At 72.6% G+C, this 20,184-nt stretch carries 16 protein-coding genes and 1 pseudogene; 7 read left to right on the forward strand and 10 right to left on the reverse strand.

Going from position 1 to position 20,184, the window contains the following annotated elements; all coding sequences use genetic code 11:
- Positions 1 to 83 precede the first annotated feature (83 nt).
- Positions 84 to 980, reverse strand: a pseudogene (locus ALMP_RS34765) (ADP-ribosylglycohydrolase family protein); the annotation flags it as partial.
- A gap of 126 nt (positions 981 to 1,106) precedes the next feature.
- Between ALMP_RS34765 and ALMP_RS34770 the strand changes: the two are divergent.
- The 4 genes from ALMP_RS34770 (at position 1,107) to ALMP_RS34785 (ending at position 4,267) form a co-directional block, all read left to right on the forward strand.
- Positions 1,107 to 2,045 (forward strand): diiron oxygenase, encoded by a 939-nt coding sequence (locus ALMP_RS34770; protein ID WP_264935742.1) that lies wholly within the window; start codon positions 1,107 to 1,109, stop codon positions 2,043 to 2,045.
- A 35-nt stretch (positions 2,046 to 2,080) separates the two neighbouring features.
- Complete coding sequence (locus tag ALMP_RS34775; protein WP_264935743.1) at positions 2,081 to 2,731, forward strand: TetR/AcrR family transcriptional regulator; 651 nt, start codon at positions 2,081 to 2,083, stop codon at positions 2,729 to 2,731.
- A 14-nt stretch (positions 2,732 to 2,745) separates the two neighbouring features.
- Positions 2,746 to 3,048 (forward strand): hypothetical protein, encoded by a 303-nt coding sequence (locus ALMP_RS34780; RefSeq protein ID WP_264935744.1) that lies wholly within the window; start codon positions 2,746 to 2,748, stop codon positions 3,046 to 3,048.
- A gap of 103 nt (positions 3,049 to 3,151) precedes the next feature.
- Positions 3,152 to 4,267 (forward strand): C40 family peptidase, encoded by a 1,116-nt coding sequence (locus ALMP_RS34785; RefSeq protein ID WP_264935745.1) that lies wholly within the window; start codon positions 3,152 to 3,154, stop codon positions 4,265 to 4,267.
- On the opposite strand, the gene ALMP_RS34790 is transcribed toward ALMP_RS34785, so the two are convergent.
- From ALMP_RS34790 to ALMP_RS34810, 5 genes are read right to left on the reverse strand one after another with little or no spacing between them, the layout of a single operon-like run.
- Entirely contained in the window at positions 4,264 to 5,517 is a 1,254-nt protein-coding gene (locus ALMP_RS34790; RefSeq protein WP_264935746.1) for a styrene monooxygenase/indole monooxygenase family protein, read from the reverse strand. The genes ALMP_RS34785 and ALMP_RS34790 overlap by 4 nt on opposite strands.
- 13 nt (positions 5,518 to 5,530) lie before the next feature.
- Entirely contained in the window at positions 5,531 to 6,178 is a 648-nt protein-coding gene (locus ALMP_RS34795) for an ATP/GTP-binding protein (protein ID WP_264935747.1), read from the reverse strand.
- Complete coding sequence (locus tag ALMP_RS34800) at positions 6,159 to 6,638, reverse strand: DUF742 domain-containing protein (RefSeq protein WP_264935748.1); 480 nt, start codon at positions 6,636 to 6,638, stop codon at positions 6,159 to 6,161. Before ALMP_RS34800 ends, ALMP_RS34795 begins: the two co-directional genes overlap by 20 nt.
- Entirely contained in the window at positions 6,635 to 7,138 is a 504-nt protein-coding gene (locus tag ALMP_RS34805; protein ID WP_264935749.1) for a roadblock/LC7 domain-containing protein, read from the reverse strand. The genes ALMP_RS34800 and ALMP_RS34805 overlap by 4 nt, the downstream gene beginning before the upstream one ends.
- Complete coding sequence (locus tag ALMP_RS34810; protein ID WP_264935750.1) at positions 7,135 to 9,993, reverse strand: nitrate- and nitrite sensing domain-containing protein; 2,859 nt, start codon at positions 9,991 to 9,993, stop codon at positions 7,135 to 7,137. Before ALMP_RS34810 ends, ALMP_RS34805 begins: the two co-directional genes overlap by 4 nt.
- A 354-nt stretch (positions 9,994 to 10,347) precedes the next feature.
- Between ALMP_RS34810 and ALMP_RS34815 the strand changes: the two genes are divergently transcribed.
- Complete coding sequence (locus ALMP_RS34815; protein WP_264935751.1) at positions 10,348 to 11,133, forward strand: protein phosphatase 2C domain-containing protein; 786 nt, start codon at positions 10,348 to 10,350, stop codon at positions 11,131 to 11,133.
- A 25-nt stretch (positions 11,134 to 11,158) separates the two neighbouring features.
- Here the strand turns inward: ALMP_RS34815 and ALMP_RS34820 are convergent, their stop codons facing one another.
- From ALMP_RS34820 to lon, 3 genes are all read right to left on the reverse strand, one after another.
- Positions 11,159 to 11,650 (reverse strand): MarR family winged helix-turn-helix transcriptional regulator, encoded by a 492-nt coding sequence (locus ALMP_RS34820; protein WP_264935752.1) that lies wholly within the window; start codon positions 11,648 to 11,650, stop codon positions 11,159 to 11,161.
- Between the two features lie 96 nt (positions 11,651 to 11,746).
- Positions 11,747 to 14,884 (reverse strand): COR domain-containing protein, encoded by a 3,138-nt coding sequence (locus ALMP_RS34825; protein ID WP_264935753.1) that lies wholly within the window; start codon positions 14,882 to 14,884, stop codon positions 11,747 to 11,749.
- Between the two features lie 187 nt (positions 14,885 to 15,071).
- Positions 15,072 to 17,504 carry an endopeptidase La gene (gene lon / locus ALMP_RS34830; RefSeq protein WP_264935754.1) on the reverse strand — a complete coding sequence of 811 codons (2,433 nt, stop codon included), beginning with the start codon at positions 17,502 to 17,504 and terminating at the stop codon, positions 15,072 to 15,074.
- A gap of 136 nt (positions 17,505 to 17,640) precedes the next feature.
- On the opposite strand from lon, the gene ALMP_RS34835 reads away from it, so the two are divergent.
- Together ALMP_RS34835 and ALMP_RS34840 are read left to right on the forward strand one after the other, a co-directional pair.
- Positions 17,641 to 18,336, forward strand: coding sequence for a GNAT family N-acetyltransferase (locus ALMP_RS34835; protein WP_264935755.1), 696 nt, complete (start codon positions 17,641 to 17,643; stop codon positions 18,334 to 18,336).
- A 139-nt stretch (positions 18,337 to 18,475) separates the two neighbouring features.
- A complete protein-coding gene (locus ALMP_RS34840; protein WP_264935756.1) occupies positions 18,476 to 19,495 on the forward strand; it encodes a DUF5954 family protein in 1,020 nt (339 codons plus the stop codon).
- Between the two features lie 15 nt (positions 19,496 to 19,510).
- Here ALMP_RS34840 and ALMP_RS34845 read toward each other — a convergent pair.
- Positions 19,511 to 20,184 (reverse strand): rhomboid-like protein (locus ALMP_RS34845; RefSeq protein ID WP_264935757.1); only part of this gene is annotated, 674 nt, incomplete at its 5' end.

Consider the following 20,184-nt stretch of genomic DNA (forward strand, 5'->3'; position numbering starts at 1 on the left):
TCGTGGGCGGCCGTCATGGGTGTTCTCCTCTCCGTTCTCCTCCCGGTTCTCCCCCCCGGTTCCCCTCCCCGTTCCCCTCTCCCGGGCAGTGGTTCGCGCCGTCGCAGCCAGTCGGCCGGTACGGCGTCGACGCCGGTGCGCGCGGCGACGACACCGCCGGTGATCGCGCAGGTCGTGTCGACGTCGCCGAATCCCTCGGCCGTGGTCCACAGGGCGGCGACCAGGTCGTCGGGGTGGCGGGCGGCGGACCAGACGGCGAAGGGGACGGTGTCGTCGGCGCGGACGCGCTGACCGTTGCCGAGGACGTCCGAGGCCTGCCAGGGCTCGGTGGTGAAGGGGAGGGCCGCGGCCCGGACGAGTCCCTCGCGTGTGGCGCTGTCCGGGGTCAGTGCCGCGACCTCGGCGATGTCCAGCCGGCCGCGCGCCGAGAGCGCGGCCGCGACGGCCACGGCGACCGCGCCGGCGACGCCCTCGGGGTGGGCGTGGGTGACCTCGGCGGACCGGGTGGCCTGCTCGACGGTCCGGGCGAGGTCCGCGTGGAACCAGGCGCCCAGCGGCGCCACCCGCATCGCCGCGCCGTTGCCGAGGCTGCCCTGCCCGCCGAACAGGTCCCGTGCGAACTCCCGCCAGCGGTCCGGCTCCTGGAGCACCCGGGGCAACAGGTCGTGCATGCCGTGGCCGTAGCCGCGGCCCGGGTCGGCATCGTGGCCGAGCGCGAAGGCGAGGGCCAGCTCCCGCTGCCGTACCTCGCCGTACCGGTCCAGCACCCGGAGCAGGCCGAGCGCCATCGCGGTGTCGTCGGTCCAGTGCCAGTCCGGCTCCTCGGGCGTCCGGCGGGCGCGGACCTCCTGGTAGGCCTGGCGCGGGTCCCGGAAGAGCGGGAACCAGCGTTCCCCGAAGGCGTCCCCGAGGGCCAGGCCCTCCAGGCTGCGGCGCGCGGCGGCGCGGTGCGGCGCGGTGTCCCCTGACGCGGTGCTCACTCGGCTTCTCCCCCCTGACGGCTCCCCGGCGGGCCAGTCTCGCACGGCGCACACGGTAGACGCGGAGTCAACAAGTGTCGTACGAGGGCTTGACCGGCTTGCTGACAAGCAGTCTCATAAAGAGCCATGACGACCCTCTCCGAAGCCGACGCGTCGGCCGTCCTGCGCGACGCGCTCGGGCTGCTCAAGGACCGGGAGCAGGTGGCCGAACGGCTGCTCGCCTCCTCCGCCAAGCACTCCTTCGACCCCGACGAGGAGCTGGACTGGGACGCGCCCTTCGAGGAGGGCAAGTGGTTCTGGCCGCCCGAGCTGGTGTCGCTGTACGACACCCCGCTGTGGAAGCGGATGAGCGAGGAACAGCGGATCCTGCTGTCCCGGCACGAGGCGGCGGCGCTCGCCTCGCTCGGCATCTGGTTCGAGATCATCCTGATGCAGCTGCTCGTCCGGCACATCTACGACAAGGCGGCCACCAGCGCGCATGTGCGCTACGCGCTGACCGAGATCGAGGACGAGTGCCGGCACTCCAAGATGTTCGCCCGGCTGATCACGCGCGGCGACACGCCCTGGTACCCGGTGAGCCGTGTGCACCAGCAGCTCGGCCGCCTGTTCAAGACGGTCTCCACCACCCCCGGCTCCTTCACGGCCACGCTGCTGGGTGAGGAGGTCCTCGACTGGATGCAGCGGCTCACCTTCCCCGACGAGCGGGTGCAGCCCCTGATCCGGGGCGTCACCCGCATCCACGTGGTGGAGGAGGCCCGCCATGTGCGCTACGCCCGCGAGGAACTGCGCCGCCAGATGGTGACCGCCCCGAAGTGGTCGCAGGAGTTCACCCGGGTCACCTCCGGGGAGTTCGCCCGCGTCTTCTCGGTCGCCTTCGTCAACCCCGAGGTCTACACCAACGTCGGCCTGGACAGGCGGGAGGCCGTCGCCCAGGTGCGGGCCAGCGCGCACCGCCGCGAGGTGATGCAGACCGGAGCGAAGCGGCTGACCGACTTCCTGGACGACATCGGGGTGCTGCGCGGCGTCGGGCGGCGCCTGTGGCGGTCGTCGGGGCTGCTGGCGTAGGCGCGCGGCGGGGGCGGGCGATTACGCTGCACGTCATGACCCCCGCCGCCCCCGCCTACCGACGTCTGTCCGTCGAGGAGCGTCGCAGACAGCTGCTGTCCGCAGCGCTCGAGCTCTTCGCGCACCGCGCCCCCGAGGACGTCTCGCTGGACGACGTCGCGGAGGCGGCCGGGGTGTCACGGCCGCTGGTCTACCGGTACTTCCCCGGCGGCAAGCAGCAGCTGTACGAGGCCGCGCTGCGGTCCGCCGCCGAGGAGCTGCGGCACTGCTTCGACGAACCCCACGACGGCCCCCTGCTCCCCCGCCTCGCCCGCGCCCTGGACCGCTACCTGACCTTCGTCGACCAGCACGACACCGGCTTCAGCGCCCTCCTCCAGGGCGGCAGCGTCGTGGAGACCTCCCGTACGACGGCCATCGTGGACGGCGTACGGCGGGACGCGGCCGAGCACATCTACAGCCACCTGGGCGTCGCCGCCCCCGGGCCCCGGCTGCGGATGACCGTCCGGATGTGGATCACCGCCGTGGAGGCGGCCTCGCTGATCTGGCTCGACGAGGACAAGCAGCCGCCCGCCGAGGAGCTGCGGGACTGGCTCGTGGACCAGTTCGTCGCCGTCCTGACGGTGACCGCGGCGCGGGACACCCAGACCGCCGAGGTGGTCCGGGGTGCGCTCGCGGCGGAGACCTGATCGACACTGGTGCCGTGAAGAGCGAAGACACCCCCTTCGAGGGCGGCCCGATGGACGGACGGGTGCTGCCCGTGCTGCTGGGCCCGACGGGCCAGCCGCCGAAGACGTACCGCATCCCCGTCCCCGACGCGGCCGGCGGCCCGCCGACCGTCCTGGTCTACCGGCGTGTGCCGCGCGGGCACAGCGCGAAGCTGGGCCTGCCGCGGGGCTGGAAGTACGAGTACGACCCCGAGGGCGCCGCGAGCCGCCGACCGCGCTGGCCGTGGTCCAAGCCCGACGCCACGCCGGGCGGCAAGCGGGACGACACCGACGGGTGACCTGGTTGGTCCGAACCGCGCACGCCCGGCGCGCGGACCGCGCGGACACGTCTGATGCTCGCCCTGCGGGGTGGAGGGGCCGCCCCGCAGCGGAGGTGATGACGTGTCAGGAAGACTGCTGCGTCTGGTCGGTACGGTCTGCACCACGGCGCTGGCCGCCCAGACCCTGCTGACCCAGGGCGTCGCGGGTGCCGTACCCGATCCCCCCGAACCGCCCGGTGAGCGGTCGGTGGCCGCGCTGCTGACGGACCTTCAGCGGCTGTACCGGGAGGCCGAGCGGGCGACGGAGACCTACAACGCCACCGAGGAGAAGCTGACGGCGCGCCGGGCCGAGGCCGAGCGGCTGCGGGACGAGCTGACGAGGACCCGGCTGTCGCTGCACGAGAGCCGGGGCGCGGCCGGCCGGCTCGCCCGCCAGCAGTACCAGGACAGCACCGACATCTCCCCCTACGTACGGCTGCTGCTCGCCCGCGATCCGCAGCACGCCCTCGACCAGGGCCATGTGATCGGACAGCTGGCCAGGGAGCGGGCCGAGACGGTGGGGCGGCTGGAGGGCAGCGAACGCAGAGCCGACGACCTGGCCCGCCGGGCCCGCGCGGCCCTCGACGACCAGCTCACCCTCACCGAGCGCCGCAAGAAGGAACGCGACGACGTACGCCGCCGGCTGGACGCCGTGGAGAAACTCCTCGCCTCCCTCACCGCCGCCCAGCTCACCGCGCTCGCCGAGCTGGAGCGCGGCGGCGTCGCCAAGGCCCAGCGGAGTCTGGTGGCCTCCGGCGCGCTGAGCGACGACCGGGGCCCCTCCCGCACGGGCGACCGCGCGGTCCGCTACGCCATGCGGCAGCTCGGCAAGCCGTACGAGTGGGGCGCGGAGGGTCCGGACTCCTTCGACTGCTCGGGCCTGACGTCCGAGGCCTGGCGGGCCGCCGGCTCCCCGATCCCCCGCACCAGCCAGGAACAGTGGGCCCGCCTGGCGCGGGTCCCACTGAACCGGCTGCGCCCCGGCGACCTGGTGATCTACTTCCCCGAGGCCACCCACGTGGCCCTGTACATCGGCAAGGGCCAGGTGGTCCACGCTCCCCGCGCCGGCGAGAAGATCAAGATCTCACCGATCGCGTCCAGCCCGATCCTCGGAGCGGTACGCCCGGACCAGCCCGTCAAGGCGACGCAGGAAACGCCGCACCGGCCACCGGCACCCCGCGCCCCCGAGCGTGACTAGGCACCCACCGCCCCGGCCAGGTACGCCTCGGTCTTGGCCGGCTCGTAGAAGTAGTTCTCGAGGTCCGCGGGGTCGTCGAAGGCATTGACGAAACGATCAGCCACGGGCTGGATCTGACCCGCCGCGCCGATCAGGTTCAGCACGTGCTCCGGCGGCGGAGCCAGCATCGCGTTGGTCCACTTGGTGACGTGCCGCGCGGTGTCCCAGTACCGGTCGAACGTGGCCCGCATCCACTCCTCGTCGAACTCCTTCTCCCCGCGCTCGAGGATGGCGGCGAGGTACGCGGCCGCGCACTTGGACGCCGAGTTGGAGCCCTGGCCGGTGATCGGGTCGTTGGCGACGACCACGTCGGCGACGCCCAGCACCAGGCCGCCGCCGGGCAGCCGGCCGATCGGGTTGCGGACGGTGGGGGCGTAGCGGCCGGACAGCACGCCGCCCGCGTCGGTCAGTTCGACCTTGGTGGCCCGCGCGTACTCCCAGGGCGTGAACGTCTCCATGAGTCCCAGGGTCAGGGAGAGGTGCTCCGCCGGGTCCTTGACGCCGTTGAAGACGTCGAGCGGGCCGCCGGGTATGCCCTCCCAGAACAGGATGTCGGCACGGCCGGAGGTGGTCAGGGTCGGCATGATGAACAGCTCGCCGACACCGGGCACCAGGTTGCAGCGGACCGCCTCCGTGTCCGGGTGCTCCGGGCGCGGGCCCAGTCCGTGGACGTACGACACGGCGAGGGCGCGCTGCGGTTCGCTGTACGGGGACCGCTCCGGGTCCCGGGCGAACATCTGCACCAGCTCGCCCTTGCCCGCCGAGACGAGGACGAGGTCGTAGGTGCGGGAGAAGTAGTCGAGGTCGGAGACGGCCGCGCCGTGGATCACGAGCTGGCCGCCGCGCTGTGCGAAGGTCTCCATCCAGCCGGCCATCTTCACGCGCTGGTCGACCGACTGGGCGAACCCGTCGAGCCGGCCCAGCCAGTCGATCACGCGCTGGGTGGGGCCCGGGTCGTGCGAGCCCGGGGCGGCCACGGAGATGCCGACTCCTTCGATCTTCGGGGCCTGGGACTCCCAGAAGTTCAGCTGGAGGTCGCGCTCGTGCTGGAGTGCCGTGTGGAACATGCACTGCGTCGACATGACCCGCCCGGAGCGGATCTCGTCCGCGGTCCGGTTGGACATCAGGGTGACCTCGTACCCGTGCGACTGAAGGCCGAGGGCGAGCTGGAGTCCGGACTGGCCGGCTCCGACGACGAGTATCTTCCGCATGCGGGGGTGTCTCCTACTCGGGGGTTTCGTCGAGCGCGTGGCCCACCAGGGCCAGGAGGGTCTCGATCACGGAGATCCGGCGACGCGCGTCCATGATCATGACAGGCACATGCGGAGGAATGGTGAGGGCCTCGCGCACGTCCTCCGGTTCGAACAGCTCACTGCCGTCGAAGTGGTTGACGCCGACGACGTACGGCAGCCCGCAGCTCTCGAAGTAGTCCAGCGCGGGGAAGCAGTCCTTCAGCCGGCGGGTGTCGGCGAGGACGACCGCGCCGATCGCGCCGCGCACCAGGTCGTCCCACATGAACCAGAACCGCTGCTGGCCCGGCGTGCCGAACAGGTAGAGCACCAGGTCGTCGTCGAGCGTGATGCGGCCGTAGTCCATGGCCACCGTGGTGGTGGTCTTCTCCGGGGTGCCGGTGAGATCGTCGGTCTCCTCGCTGGCCTCGGTCATCAGCGCCTCCGTCTGGAGGGGCGTGATCTCCGAGACCGCGGCGACCAGGGTGGTCTTGCCGACGCCGAAGCCGCCCGCCACCACGATCTTGGTGGCGACGGGGGCGCGGGTGCGGTCCGTCTGCCATGACTTCAGCTCCTCGTCGGGCTCGTCGACGAGAGGGGAGACGCCAAAGGAGGGGGCGGCGTCAGAGACGGCGGAGTCCACTCAGCACCCTTTCCAGCAGAGCGCGGTCGGGACGGCCCGTGCCGTGACCGGTCCCGGTGCCGTACACACGGATCTTTCCCTGGTCCGCGAGATCGCTGAGGAGCACCCGGACCACTCCGAGCGGCATCCTCAGCAGCGCGGCGATCTCGGCCACCGTACGCATACGGCGGCACAGTTCGACGATGGCCCGCAGCTCCGGCATGACCCGGGTGGTGGGGGAACCTCCCCCACCGCCGATGGCGCGGGCGGTGACCCCGGTCAGCTCCTTGCGCTCCTCGGGCGCCTCGAGCTCACCCGTGGTCGCCACGAACGTCTCCACGAGAAGGACGTGACCGAAGCGGGTGCGACCGCCGGTCAGCGAGTAGGGGCGCACCCGGGCGGGCTTGCGGTCGCCGCCGCGCACCGGGAGCTGCTGCCTGCCCTCGCGCGGCTGCCGCGGGTCCCTCGGGGCGCCGCTCATCGGGTGCCCCCCGCCGCCGCGGACTCCAGGGACTGCCGCAGCTCGCTGCGGAGTTCCGGAGTCAGGACATGGCCGGCGCGGCCCACGAAGAGGGCCATGTGGTACGCCACCACGCTCATGTCGCAGTCGGCGGAGCCGTGGACGCCGAGCAGGGAGCCGTCGCTGATCGACATCACGAAGAGGCTGCCCTCGTCCATGGCGACCATGGTGTGCCTGACCCCACCGAACTCCATGAGCTTGGCGGCCCCGATGGTGAGGCTGCCGATGCCGGAGACGATGGTGGCGAGGTCGGCGGAGGAGCCGCGCGGGCCGGCGGGTTTGGCTCCCTGGGCCTGGCGGGCCGCGGTGTTGCGGCCCGGGTCGGAGGAGAGCAGCAACAGGCCGTCGGAGGAGACGACCGCGACGGACTGGATGCCGGGCACTTCCTCCACAAGGTTGGTCAACAGCCAGTGCAGGTTTCGGGCTTCACTGCTCAGTCCGAAGGTACTGGGCGCGGTCAACTGCTTGCCTCCTCGACTGTGCCCCCCGTGTCTTCTTCGGCGTGTGCGTGTGCTGGTTGAGGTGCGGGTGCCTTGTTCTGGGCCGTCTGTTCGGCGATCTCCGCCTCCACGTCGCGGTAGCCGGCCTCCGCCCCCCGGCGGAAGCCGCCCAGACGGCGACGGAGTGCTTCGGCGTCGACGGACCCGGTCCGCTGGCGCGGGGCCGGGGCGGGTGAGGTGAGTTTGGGTGTGCGCTTCGGCAGGCCCTTGTCCGTGACGAGCTCCTCCGGCTCGTCGGGGACGCGGGTGTGTTCCGCCTCGGCTTCCGTCTCGGCTTTTGCGGTGGCTTCCGCGTCGGCTTCCGCGTCGGCGGGCTCCGGTGAGGGGGCCTCGCCGTCGCCCGTGGCCGCGGGTCCGGGGGCGGTGTCGCCCGCCGGCTCCCCCTGTTCCTGCTCGTCCTGCTCCTCCTGCTCCCCGTCCGCTTCCCCTTGCGGCTCCGGCAGCAGTAGTTCCATCGTCGTCTCGGCCGGGGTCTCCGCCTCCGCCCCGCGGACCGTCGTCTCGGCCGGGGTCTCCGCCTCCGCCCCGCGGACCGTCGTCTCGGCCGAGGTCTCCGCCTCCGTCTCGCGGACCGTCTTCTCCGCCAGGGCGACCAGCGGGTCGGTGCCCTGCTGGGTGCGGCCGGGCAGGACGTTGGAGTTGGCCTCCGCGTCCGCGCCCGGCAGCGAGAAGGCGTGCGGGGCCGAGGCGGCCGGCGCGGCCGTCGGGATCGCGGCGGCCGGGGCGGTGGCCAGCAGGGACGTCGGCAGGACGACGACCGCCGCGACCCCGCCCTGCTTTTGCTCGCGCAGCTGCACCCTGACGCCGTGCCGGTGGGCGAGGCGGGCCACGACGTACAGGCCGAGCCCGAGGCCGTCCTCGCCCTCCTGGTCGTAGGGGGTGTCGGGCTCGAACTCGGTGAGGCGGGCGTTGAGCCGGGTCAGCCGCTCCTCGGTCATGCCGATGCCCTCGTCCTGGACGGAGAGCATGACCTCGCCGTTCTCCAGGAGCCAGCCGGAGACCTCGACGGGCAGGTCCGGCGGGGAGAACGAGGTGGCGTTCTCCATGAGTTCGGCCAGCAGGTGGGAGAGGTCGTCGGCGGCGAAGCCGGCCACGTGCGCGTGCGGAGGCAGGGCGGAGATGCGGACCCGCTCGTAGCGTTCGATCTCGCTGACGGCGGCCCGGACGACGTCCACGAGCGGGATCGGGCCCGCGTGCTGCTGCACGTGCTCCTGGCCGGCGAGGACGAGGAGGTTCTCGCTGTGCCGGCGCATGACCGTGGCGAAGTGGTCGAGTTTGAACAGGGTGGCCAGCCGGTCGGGGTCCTGCTCGCGCTCCTCCAGGCCCTCGATGACGGCGAGCTGGCGCTCGACGAGGCCGAGGGTGCGCAGGGAGAGGTTGACGAAGGTGCCGCTGATGGTGGAGCGCAGCCGCTCCAGCCGGTCGGCGGCGTCGGAGAGTTCGGCGCGCAGTTCCTCGCGGGCGTCGGCCATCTTCTGGCGCTGGCCGACGAGGTGCTTGCGGTCGGACTCCAGGGTGGCGACGCGCTCGTGGAGGGCGACGGCGTGCTCGTGCAGGGCGTTGACGGAACGCACGACCTGGGCGAACTCGTCGTTGCGGCCGGTGAACCGCACCGGTTCCTCGGCCGCCGGGTGCTCCGCGCCGGCCAGCCGGGCGGAGCCCAGGCGCAGGACGGCGAGCGGGCGGGTGAGGCTGCGGGCCATGGCGGTGGCGATGCCGACGGCGATCAGCAGCAGGGCGCCGAGGAGGGCGACGCGGATCTCCAGCGCCGTGACGTCGTCGTCGCGGAGCTGGGCGAGGTCCTTGGTGCGCTTGTCGTAGAGGGAGGACTCGGCGCCGCGCATCAGGTCGACGCGGGCGGAGAGGGCCGCGTCGACCTTCGCCGCGCTGGTGCCGAGTTCGTCGTCGCTCAGGCGCGGCTGGTCGGTGAGGGTCGCCAGATACGTGTCGGCGGTCTCGACGTCGCCGCCGGTGACGGTGGAGTCGTAGGAGGCGACGGCCCGCTCGGGGGCGCTCTCGCGGAACGCGGTGAGGGCCGTGTCGGAGCGCAGACGGGCCTGCTGGGCGGCGGCGGTGAGCGCGTCGCGCTGCTTGGTGTCGGCCTCGGAGGAGACGGTCTTGTCGGACGTCTCGCCGGTGATCGGGTCGTAGACGCTCTCGGTGGACGTCGGCACGTTCAGCGCGGCCAGCAGCAGCCCGCGGGCCGCGGCGGCCTGCTGGACGGCGGTGTCCAGCTCGGCGAGGGCGTACGCTCCGGAGCCCGCGCGCGGCGGCATCTGCTCCGCGAGGTCCTCGACGAGGGCGTGCAGCGCGGTGATGGCCGCGGAGTAGGCCTGGTGGGCCTGGAGCGCCGTGCTCTTGCCGGTGAGGGCGGTCTGGCGGACGGCGGCGATGCCGTCGAGGGTGCCGCGCAGCGCGGCGGAGGTGTCGGCGTGGGCGGTCAGCTCCCGCACCTGCCGGTCGACCCGGGCGCTGGCCTGCGTCGAGGGCGCCTTGGCCTTGGTGCGGCCGGCGGCGACGTAGGTGGTGACCTGGTCGCGCTCGTCGGCGACCGACTGGGCGAGCGCCAGGGCGTCCTGGGTCCGCTCGGCCAGGGTCACCAGGTCCTGGGAGTCCTTCAGCTGCCCGGAGGCGGCGAGGACGGAGGGCGCGCCGGCACCCGCGATGGCGGCGGCCACCACGGCCACCGCGACGATCAGCCGGTTGCGTACGTGGGTCGGGCGGCCCTTGCCTACAGGGGTACCCTCCGCGCCCCCCTCGGAGGCCGTCTGCCTGCCTGTGCGCCGAGGCCGCGTCTTCTGCACCGGTGCTCGCATTCCTGACTCGTTACCCATGGGCCGGATGACGCTCCGTCAACTGGTGCGTACGTCCGGTACGGTTTCCGACCCTCCCAGTGCCGGTGGGCGGGGTTCGCGCATCGCCTGCCCCGCCACCCGAAGGAGTGAACATCGGAGGGGAGTTGGCGGGCAAGTTCCTCTGGCGTGTGCGACGGCCTTGTGGGGAGGGCCGGTTGGACGTGGGCGGCGGGCTTTGGCAGTATTCGCCACCACGTCTTCCCGGAGCGCTTCATTCCCTCCCAAATCAGACGTCTGACCTGCGCCTGTGCGCTGGTGCGGGGGGCGATGCCAGCCTTTTGCGCCGGGTGTGAAGGGCTCGTGCAGACTGGCTGGATGCGTACGGAACTTGTGTCGGAGCCCGGCGACCGGCACCGCCCCAACGAGGACTTCGCGAGCGTCGGACTTCCCGCCTCCGGGCAGGGCGGTTCGCTCGTCGTCCTGGACGGAGTGACGCCGCCACGAGGCAGCACGGGCTGTCTGCATTCGGTCCCCTGGTATACCGCGCGTCTGGGCGGGGCCCTGACCGAACTGACCGTTTCACTCCCGGATGTTCCTCTGGTCGAGGCGTTGGCCCGCGCCATCGCGCGTACCTCCGACGCCCACGCCGAAACCTGTGACCTTTCTCACCCGCGCACCCCTCAGGCGACGGTGGCTCTCGCGCGCTGGACGCCGGAGACGGTGGAGTACCTCGTCCTGTCCGACGCGGCCGTCCTGCTGGCCTCTCCCGACGGCACGGTCACCCCGGTCCTCGACGACCGTCTGGCCCGGCTCCCGCGCGCCCTGCTGGCGAGCCAGGAGATCTGCGACTCGCGGGCCCGCAACAAGGAGGGCGGCTTCTTCACGGCCGCGGCGGACCCGGCGGTGTCCGCCCGCGCCGTCACCGGCGCCGTCGCGCGCACCCGCGTGGCGGCCCTGGCCGCCCTCAGCGACGGGGCGACGCGCTGGACGGAGACGTTCCGTGAGGGCGACTGGGCGGACCTGTTCACCTACGTCCGCAAGGACGGCCCGGGCGCGCTGGTGCGGCGCGTGCGCGAGCTGGAACGCGCCGACACCGAGCGGGTGTTCCTGGGCCGCGCCAAGCGGCACGACGACGCGACGGCGGTGTACGTGGAGCTGTGAGCGGGCAGCGGACCGGCCGAGGTGGCTACCGGGCGATGCCCTGGTTCAGCTGGTGGAGCAGGCGCGCCAGTTCGGCGACCTCCCCGCGGTCCCAGTGGGAGAGCTGGCTGACGTAGCGCGCGCGGCGGGCCTCGCGGACCCGGCGCACCCGGACGCGGCCCTCCTCGGTCAGGTCGACCAGCCAGGCGCGTCCGTCCGCCGGGTCCGGCTCGCGGGTGACGAGGCCGAGCTGTTCCAGGGCGCGCAGCTGCCGGGACATGGTGGCCTTGCCGACGCCGATGTAGCCGGCGAGCTCCGTGGCCCGCTGCCGCCCGCACTCCTCCAGCCGCACGAGCAGCCCGTACGCGGCGGACTCCAGGTCCGGATGGACCTCGCGGGCCATCTCGCCCTGGTTCGCCCGGGCACGGCGCAGCAGCACCGTCAGCTCCCGCTCCAGTGACAGGAACTCCTGGTCCACACCGCTCGGCAGGGTCTCGGACACACCCCCGTGTCCGTCGCCGTTTCCGCCCTCGCGCACGTCAGCACTCCTGATCCGGTCGCCCGGACCCGATTCTACGTGCGTAGTTCTCCACCGGCCGAGCGTGTTGGCATGCCTACGCCATCGCCGGGCGGCTCACGCCGGCGGCAGGGCCGGGGTGTCGTCGGCGTGCGGGGGCTGCGGGCGAGGCGGCAGGTACGGCCGGGCGTGCTGCCCGCAGAGCCAGAAGGTGTCGCCCTCCGGGGTCACCACTTTGCTGAGCCCGCCCCAGCGCCGGTCGGGGTCGAGCTTGGCGAGCAGGGCGAGCGTGGCATCGAACTGCGTGCCCCACTCCGTCTCGGTCAGGCCCCAGGAGTCGTCGTGGGGATCCCAGTCGTCGAAGCCTCGGGTCTCGTCCACCAGCGCCTCCATCGCCGCGATGTCGTCCTTGAGCTGCTTGTTCACGTCGTCGGCCGCGACCCCCAGCTCCGCCTCCGCCACCGGAACGGCGTACCGCAGCACCTGGAGCACCCTGCGCACGTACGGCAGCAGCTCCATCTTCTTCTGAGTGGTCGCCCGCACCTCGTACGGCTCGTGCCCCGGCACCGGGTGCCAGGCGCCCGGCGCCTCGCAGTACAGCCGCAGACGCAGCACGGAGCCGGGCAGCAGCCCCAGGGCGCGCCGCCGGTCGACCTGGGTGACCGACAGCAGCGTCGGGGATCTCATGCCTCGGTGGCTCAGGCGGCCGTGCCAGGCGGCCAGCGCCGCCCGCTGCTGTTCCGCGGCGACCGCGAGCCGCTGGGCCTTCGCGAGCTGCAACTGCTCCAGCAGGTCTGTCCGCCCTGCCGCCTGGTCCCGCCCCTGCTGCTCGACCATCGACTGGAGGGTCTGCACGGCCTCCTTGGTCTCCTGCGCCATCCGCGCGGAGATGTGGGCGGTCGGCGACTCGATGCCCTGGAGCAGCAGTCGGACGTCATGGTGGTCGTAGTCGACGGGGCACTCGATCTTCTCCAGCGCGGGTCGGCGCGCCAGCCGGTCCTTGAGCTGCTCGATGAGGAACTCGTGGGTGCAGTCCGAGCCGTCGGGCAGTCGGCCGGGGCAGGGCACGAGCCGGGTGATCTCCAGGCCCGGGTAGCGCTGGAGGGTCTGTTCGAACCCGTCCTTGAGCACCGCGAAGAAGCTCTGCGGGTAGGGCCCGCGCACCTGTAGTTCGGCGGTCTTCGTCAGCCGGTCCACGGTGACCAGCGCGGTGTGGTCGCCGTCCTCGGTGGACTGGCGCAGCAGGGCGCCGCTGCGCCAGTGCAGGCCCGCCGTGAAGCGGTGCTCGCGGGCGATGAACCAGGTGGGGATGCCCGGCGGCACGGTGTGCAGGCGGTAGCGCAGCCGGATCTCCCGGTGCTGCGGCTGCTCGGCCGCCTCCCACTGCGGCCCGTAGTCGGGCGGGTCCAGCGGCAGCAGCTCGACGACGAGGCTGCTGGTGCCGTCGTCGGTGCGGTAGGAGAGGTCGAAGTGCTCCATCATCACGACGAAGTGCCGGCGCAGGCCCGGGTCGAGGTCGCTCCACAGTTCGGCCTGGTGGCCGCGGGCGAACAGCGCCCTCGACTCCCGCACCCGGCGGGAGTCGAGGACCTTGCTGATGTAGTCGGTCACCCACTGCGGCCGCAGGACGGCGATGTCCTCCAGCTCCGGGTCGTCCGTGTACGCGAGGATGTCGCCGAGGCTGTGCAGGGCCGCCCGCAGGCTGCGCTGATGATCGAGGTCCGCGACGCCGCTGGTGGCCAGCAGCCGGTTCAGCTCCTCGGGTGTGACGTGGTTGCGCGGGTCGGCGCGCACGGCCTCCGCCGCCCGCAGCCAGGTCTGCGGCCACAGCACCCCCATCAGGGGCAGCCTCGCGGCGTGCCGGGCCAGGCTCTCGACGACCGCGTCGATGCCTTCCCTGGTCGCGCTGTCGGCGGCCAGCGAGTCCACGATCAGGCCCGGGTAGGCCTTCTGGAGTTCCGCCAGCGGCAGTTCGGCGGGACGGGGACCGAGGTGCGTCGCCACCAGGACGACGGGCGCGCGCGGCGCCCTCGCCTTGATCATGTCCAGCCAGTAGTAGAGCTTGCTCGCCTCCCAGCCCACCTGGGCGTCCCAGACCAGTACGAACAGGGAGCGGTCGGTGAGGAAGAACTGATGTGTCGCGTGATAGATCTCCTGCCCGCCGAAGTCCCAGGTGGCGAGGTTCATGGTGACGCCGTCGTGCGCCGGGTCCGGGTGCGGGAGCCGCAGGCTGTCCACGTTGAGCCCGTGGGTGCTGCTCTCCTGCGGGTCGAAGGTCTCCTTGCGCACGGCCTTGAGCAACGAGGTCTTCCCGGCGCGGCCCTCCCCCACGACGACGATCTTCGACGACCACTGGGGGACGGAGGCGCGGGCACGTTCGCGGAGGAAGGCGAGGAGGGTGGGGGTGCCGGCGGAGACGACCTCCGGGGGGAGGGCGGTGAGTGGGTTGCCGCCCACAACGAGCCCGACGCCGTCCGAGAACTTCCCCACCGAGTCCGGCAGGTCCCGCAGCCGGTTGTGGTTCAGGAGCAGCGCGGTGAGCTGGGACAGGGCGCCGATCGAGCCGGGCAGTTCCGTCAGACCGCAGCGCCCGAGGCCGAGTTGCCGTACGTGAACGGCGTGGCCGATGTGTTCCGGAAGCTTCCCGAGGGGGTTGTCGGACAGCTCCAGAGTGCCAAGTTCGCGAAGGCTCCAGAGCCACTCGGGTAGTTCCCTCAACTTGTTGCCGGCCAGGTACAACGCCCTCAGTGAGGTCAGTCCGCGCAAGGGTGGGGGGACCTCCGTCAGGCCGTTGTGGTCCATGTCGAGCCGTCCCAGCCCGTCGAGCCGACCGAACGACTCCGGCAGACGAAGGATGGCGTTCCGGTCCAGGTTGAGGGTGACGAGTTCGGTGAGTTCCTCGATCCAGTCAGGGAGCGTGGTGAGGCGGTTTTCGCGCAGATTCAGTTCATGGAGACGAGGAAGAGCGCGCACCGCGGCCGGGACCTCTGTCAGACCGTTGCCCGCCAGGAAAAGAATCTCCAGCCGCGACAGGCCGGAGAGCGAGTCGGGAAGCCGAATGACGCTGTTCTCGTCCAGATCGAGAGCTTCCAACTCGGTGAGTTCCCCGATCCAGTCGGGCAGTTCCGAGAGGAGGTTGGCCGTGAGGTTGAGGCGCCGGAGGTGGCGGAGTTCGCGGAGCTGCGGAGGCAGCTCCGTCAGCCCCGCGCCGGTCAGATCCACATTCGGCTTTCCGTCACCTGCTGCGGAGAGCACACGCTTCACTCTGTCGTCGCGGTCCATGTCCCCCCAGAACGCCGTCCCCACCGGTCGAGCCAGTGTGACGCCCCCCACACCCTGAAGGGAGCCACTTCCTCCCACATTCCCCGGAATTCCCCGAACGGATACGGCGAAGGCCCGGGTCCCTCACGGGCCCCGGGCCTCCCTCATCCGGCCGCGTCCGTCACGCCGCGACCGGAACCTCCGGCGTCGCCCCGTTCGTCGCGGGGGCGAGCGCCAGTTCCAGGACCTGGCGGACGTCCGTGACGGTGTGGACGTCGAGCTTGTCCAGCACCTCGCTCGGGACGTCGTCCAGGTCGGGCTCGTTGCGCTTGGGGATGATCACGGTGGTCACCCCGGCGCGGTGCGCGGCGAGCAGCTTCTGCTTGACGCCGCCGATGGGCAGGACCCGGCCGGTCAGCGAGACCTCGCCGGTCATCGCCACGTCCGTGCGGACCAGACGCCCGGAGAGCAGGGACGCGAGGGCCGTCGTCATGGTGATGCCGGCGCTCGGGCCGTCCTTGGGGACCGCGCCCGCCGGGAAGTGGATGTGCACGCCCCGGTCCTTCAGGTCGGCCACCGGCAGTTCCAGTTCGGCGCCGTGCGAGCGCAGGAAGCTCAGCGCGATCTGCGCGGACTCCTTCATCACGTCACCGAGCTGCCCGGTCAGGGTCAGGCCGGCCGCGCCGGTCTCCGGGTCGGCCAGGGACGCCTCCACGTAGAGGACGTCACCGCCGGCGCCGGTGACCGCGAGGCCCGTGGCCACGCCCGGCACGGACGTGCGCCGCTCGGCCGGGTCCTGGGCGGACTCGGGCACGTGGTGGGGCCGTCCGATCAGCCCGCGCAGGTCCTCGGCCGTGATGGTGAACGGCAGCTCGCGCTCGCCCAGTTCGTGCTGGGCGGCGACCTTGCGCAGCAGGCGGGCGATGGACCGCTCCAGGTTGCGTACGCCGGCCTCGCGCGTGTACTCGCCGGCGAGCCTGCGCAGCGCGTCCTCGCCGAGGGTCACCTCGTCCGTGTCCAGGCCGGCCCGCTCCAGTTGGCGCGGGAGCAGGTGGTCGCGGGCGATGACGACCTTCTCGTCCTCGGTGTAGCCGTCGAGACGGACCAGCTCCATGCGGTCGAGCAGGGCCTCAGGGATCGCTTCGAGCACGTTGGCGGTGGCGAGGAAGACGACGTCCGACAGGTCGAGTTCGACCTCCAGGTAGTGGTCCCGGAAGGTGTGGTTCTGCGCCGGGTCCAGGACCTCCAGCAGGGCGGCGGCCGGGTCGCCCCGGAAGTCGGAGCCCACCTTGTCGATCTCGTCGAGCAGGACGACGGGGTTCATCGACCCGGCCTCCTTGACGGCCCGGACGATACGACCGGGCAGGGCGCCCACGTAGGTCCGCCGGTGCCCGCGGATCTCCGCCTCGTCCCGCACACCGCCGAGGGCGACGCGGACGAACTTGCGGCCCATGGCGTGGGCGACGGACTCACCGAGGCTGGTCTTGCCGACGCCGGGCGGCCCGACCAGGGCCAGAACGGCACCGCCGCGCCGCCCGCCGACCACGCCCAGCCCCCGGTCGCCGCGCCGCTTGCGCACCGCCAGGTACTCGGTGATCCGCTCCTTCACGTCCTCCAGACCGGCGTGCTCGGCGTCGAGGACGGCCTTGGCGCCCTGGATGTCGTAGGCGTCCTCGGTCCGTTCGTTCCAGGGGAGTTCGAGGACGGTGTCGAGCCAGGTGCGGATCCAGGAGCCCTCGGGGGACTGGTCGCTGGACCGCTCCAGCTTGTCGACCTCCTTGAGGGCGGCCTCGCGGACCTTCTCGGGCAGGTCGGCGGCCTCGACGCGGGCGCGGTAGTCGTCGGACTCCTCGGCGGCGTCCTTGCCGTTCTCGCCGTTCAGCTCGCGCAGTTCCTTGCGGACGGCCTCCAGCTGACGGCGCAGCAAGAACTCCCGCTGCTGCTTGTCGACGCCCTCCTGGACGTCCTTGGCGATGGTCTCGGCGACCTCCTGCTCGGCGAGGTGGTCGCGCAGTTGCTGGGTGGCGAGCTTCAGACGGGCGACCGGGTCGGCCGTCTCCAGGAGTTCCACCTTCTGCTCGGTGGTCAGGAAGGGCGAGTAGCCGGAGTTGTCGGCAAGGGCGGAGACGTCGTCGATGGCCTGGACGCGGTCGACGACCTGCCAGGCGCCGCGCTTGCGGAGCCAGGCGGTGGCGAGGGCCTTGTACTCCTTGACCAGCTCCGCGACCTGCCCGGGCAGGGGCTCGGGCACGCTCTCGTCGATCCTGGTGCCCTCGACCCACAGCGCCGCGCCCGGCCCCGTGGTGCCGGCGCCGATCCGCACACGGCCGCGGCCGCGGATGAGGGCGCCGGGGTCGCCGTCGGCCAGTCGGCCGACCTGCTCGACGGTGCCGAGCACACCGGTGCTCGCGTAGGTCCCGTCGACGCGGGGCACCAGGAGGACCTTCGGCTTTCCGGGCTCCGAACGGGCGGCGGCCTGGGCGGCCTCCACGGCGGCCCGTACATCGGCGTCGTTCAGGTCGAGCGGAACCACCATCCCGGGCAGCACGACCTCGCCGTCGAGCGGCAGCACGGGCAGGGTGAGCGGTGTGAACGCTGCGGACTCAGCAGCCATGATCTCCCCTTCGGCAGTCAACTTGAGTTATGCCGACTCAATGCACGTGAGCCTCGGAATGTTCCCCGACCGCCGTTCGCTCTCAGCGATCACACCCGCCGCGGGCACCGAAGGGTCGCCTATCGTCCACTGAGTAATGCCCAATAAAGCGATAAGCCCATTACGACACTCAGGGAGCACGGTGGACGGCGGCGGAACGGTACGGGCTTGGGTCGACGGCTGGGTGGTCTCGCGCGGGGCCGCTCCCCCGGTCCGGGAACCCTGGGGCTTCACCATCGACGTGGGCCGGCCGGCGCACGTGTCCCGGCACGTCTTCACGGGCGTCGGCGACGAGGTGGAGGAGGCGGCCGTGCGCAAGGTCGCGGACGGGGTGACCGCCGCCGGAGTGTGGCTCAAGGTGTTCCAGGACCCGACGCGGGTGCGGGACTGGCTCGGCGAGGGCTGGTGGGTGGACCCGGAGCCCGGCTGGCTGATGACGGTGCCGCTGCGGGCGGAGGCGGTACCCGCCCGGCTCCCGGACGGCTACCGCCTGCGCCACTGGACACGCGGCGGCGTCGTACGCGCCCTGGTCACCGCCCCCGACGGCTCCTTCGCCGCCCGCGGTCAGATCGCCCCCACCGGCGCCACAGCCGTCGCCGACCAGATCGAGACCGCCCCCGAGCACCGCCGCCGCGGCCTCGGCGGCACCGTCATGCGCACCCTGCAGACAGCGGCCGCCACCGAGGGGGCGCGACTCGGCGTCCTGGCCGGCACCCCGGCCGGCCGGGGGCTGTACGAGTCCCTGGGCTGGACGGTCACGGCCCCCCTGACGAGCGCCAGACGCACGGGCTGAACGAGGGCGACCGACCCCTGACGCAGCGGCCCTCCGACACACGCCGAACGCACGGGCCGAGCGCGCACCCCGGCCCCCGCCCACCCCCACTTACGGCATTCGCCCCGAACCGGCCACCCGCCCCCACCACAATGCGCACATGACCGATGACTGGAAGCAACGGCTCGACGACCTCCAAGCGGAGCTGGTCCGGCGGGACGATCCCGTCGCATGGGTGACCGAGGCGGACGCGGTCGAGGCGTCCCGGCGTTATCCGCACATCGCCGTGCGGGGGCCCGTCTTCGGTGTGGCCGTGCTGGATCCGGCCGCCCCGCAGGCGTGTTGGCGGCTGCTGAAGCCGGTCGTGAGCTGCATGCCGCAGCAGGCCCGGGACAGCCTGAACTCGCACCTGTGGTTCACCGCGAGGGACGGCACCGACGACCCGGCCGCGCGGCGCGAACTGCTCGCCGCCGTCGCCGTCCTGGAACGGGAGCCGGCCGACAAGGTGGAGGCCCTGGGCGTGCGCTACCGGGTGGTGCGCGGCGACGAGCTGGGCCGCACCGGCGACTACGGCCTGGAGCCGCCCCGGCCCACCGATCCGGAACCGGCGGACCTCTCCTGGGACGGCCGGGACGAGAGCCCCTCCCCGGACGTGGGTTTCGTGCTCGACCCCGGCCGGGACGAGGGCCCGATGGCCGGCGCCCTGCGGCTGGGGCTGCGCGACTTCGCGTACACGGGCGTCCGCTTCCCCGCCTCCGTCCGCGAGGACTCCGCGCGGGCCGTGCTGACCCATCCGGACGTGGTCCGCCTGCCGATCGGCTTCGCGGTGGCCGAACGTGAGGAGACCGGATGGATCCCGCACGGCACCCTCATGGCGACTCCGCACGAGGCCCGTCGGCTGCTGTACGACGGGCTGGCGCGGTACTGGGCGCTGCTGTACGGCTTCGACGAGGCGCGGCGGGCCCTCTACGCGCGGGCGGCCGAGGACTTCCGGGCGGCCGGCCGGGCCGACGAGGCCCGCGTGGAGGACCGGGTGTTCCGGATCTGCCGTATCGAACGCATCGTCCGCATGGGCCCCGACGGCCCGGAACCGCCCCGCCCGTCGGACGTCGACGACCAGGGTCCGATGAAACTCCACCCCACGCTGCGCGAGGACGGCACGGTCGACCACGACACCTGAAGGCCGGCGCCGGACCTACGCTGCCACCGCACCGGCCGCCGGGCGCCCGGGGGCGCGCCGCACCCACGGCCAGGTCCCGATGCCCACGGCCAGCGCGATCAGATGACCCCAGTTCGTCAGCGGGTCCGTGAAGGCGAGCAGGTCCTGGACCAGCAGGCCGCCGAACAGGGCGAGCATCGACCACCGGAGCCAGGGCGTGAGCAGGCCCGCCAGCGCCCCGACACTCGCGGCGACGCCGAAGCTGATGCCGTAGTCGAGGCGGTGCAGGGAACTGTCGGGGAGGTGCCCCACGAGGACGGCGAGGCCGACGGGCACCTCGGTCGCGAGGGTGGCGAGGACATGCCCCAGCAGGAAGACGCCCGCCGTGCGCAGACCGCCGACACGGCGCTCCAGCGCGGTCAGGACGAGCACGAAGCCGACCACGAACGGCGAGGTGAAGCCGCCCGCGACCCACAGCGCACTGGCCACGAGCACCTGCGCCGGCGCGCGCAGCAGATGGGCCACGTCCGTGCTCGACGCCTGGTGCAGCTGGTGCACGAGCGCGGCGTCGGCGTGGGCGGCGACGTAGGAGGTCACGGCGAGGACGGCCGCGTAGGCGAAGGTGAACGGGGTGCCGGTGGGCGTGGGCAGCAGCAGCCGGAGCCGTCGGCGGGGAGCGGCGGCGACGGCCGGCCGCGGGCGCTCGGGGG

It is taken from the genome of Streptomyces sp. A012304 (genome assembly GCF_026008495.1).
GTDB lineage: Bacteria > Actinomycetota > Actinomycetes > Streptomycetales > Streptomycetaceae > Streptomyces.